The 1439-nt window shown below is 25.9% G+C and carries 1 protein-coding gene; it reads left to right on the plus strand.

Features of this window, described 5'->3' with window-relative positions; translation table 11 throughout:
* Nucleotides 1–118: 118 nt before the first annotated feature.
* Nucleotides 119–1405, plus strand: a complete 1287-nt coding sequence (locus E6248_RS15975) for an NCS2 family permease (RefSeq protein ID WP_316341755.1) — start codon at nucleotides 119–121, stop codon at nucleotides 1403–1405.
* The last annotated feature ends 34 nt before the right edge of the window (nucleotides 1406–1439 follow it).

Below are 1439 nucleotides of genomic sequence, written 5' to 3' on the forward strand. Positions count from 1 at the left end.
ATATTATATAATTATTTGTTATGAATAATATAGCTTCTTATGAAAACAATATTAAAGAAATAGCTATATTTGATAATATAATTATAACTTACCACTTTAAGAAATGAGGTTAATAAAAATGAATAACTTTTTTAAATTAAAAGAGCATAATACAACTTTTAAAACAGAAGCTATTGCTGCTTTTACATCTTTTTTTGCAGCAGTTTATATAATTATAGTTAATGCAAGTATATTAAGTGATTCTGGAATAAATGAAGAACCTCTCATTATTGCAACAATATTTGCTTCCTTTGTAGGTTGTTTTTTAATTGCATTCCTAAGTAATACCCCATTAATTATAATGCCCGGCATGGGAATTAATGCATTATTTACTTATACAATAGTTTTGACTATGAATTTAAATTATAATGAAGCTTTGGCCAGTGTAGTTATTTCTGGTATATTATTTTTACTTATATCAATAACTCCATTAGCTAAAATTTTAGATAAATCTATCCCAAATTCTTTAAAAGAGTCCATTACTATTGGTATAGGGTTGTTTATTACATTCTTAGGCTTACAAAAAGGTGGAATTATAACATCAGATGCTACAACAATGGTAAAAATATCTGATTTATCCGATCCAAGGGTTATGTTTTTTATATTTATGTTATTTTTAACAATTATTTTATTTGTAAAAAATATAAAAGGAAGTTTTCTAATCAGTATTATTGTTGGAACAATTTTAGCAATTGTCTTTAACTTTGTAGATTTGTCCACTATAAGCTTTACCCTTCCCAATTTTAATGCTTATAATGAAATATTCTTTAATATAGACTTTGGTAAATTTTTCACAGTTGAATTTTGGATTGCTACATTTTCACTAACTTTGGTTATTGTTTTTGAAAACATAGGATTGCTACATGGACAAGTTTCAAAGTTATTGCAAGCACCAGAGAAACAAAACAAAGCATTAAGAGCTATTGCTTTATCTAATATAACCTGTGGATTGCTTGGAACAAGTCCTTCTGTATCAACTGTTGAAGGTACTGCTGGTATTGCTGAAGGTGGTAAAACTGGTTTAACTTCTTTTATTTGTTCATTACTTATATTATTATCTTTACTATTTATACCTTTTATAAGTTTAATACCTAACGAAGTAATTGCTCCTATTTTAATTATTATAGGTAGCCTTATGATTAAAGGAATAACCAATATAAATTTTTCGGATGTATCTGAAGCTATACCTTGCTTTTTAACTATAATTTTAATACCTTTTACCTTCAGTATTATAGATGGTATAGCATTTGGTTTTATATCTTATACTCTTATTAAGTTCTTTACTAATAAAAGAAAAGAAATATCTCCAGCAGTTTATTTAACCTCTTTAGTTTTCCTTTTATATTTAATATTAAACTCAATATAATAATCATAAAAAAGGCCTCTGCATATACAGAGGC

It is taken from the genome of Clostridium sp. (assembly GCF_032552055.1).
GTDB lineage: Bacteria > Bacillota > Clostridia > Clostridiales > Clostridiaceae > Clostridium.

Coding starts and splice junctions, on each gene's coding strand:
- E6248_RS15975 (WP_316341755.1), top strand. CDS start 119: ATGAATAACTTTTTTAAATTAAAAGAGCATAATACAACTTTTAAAACA.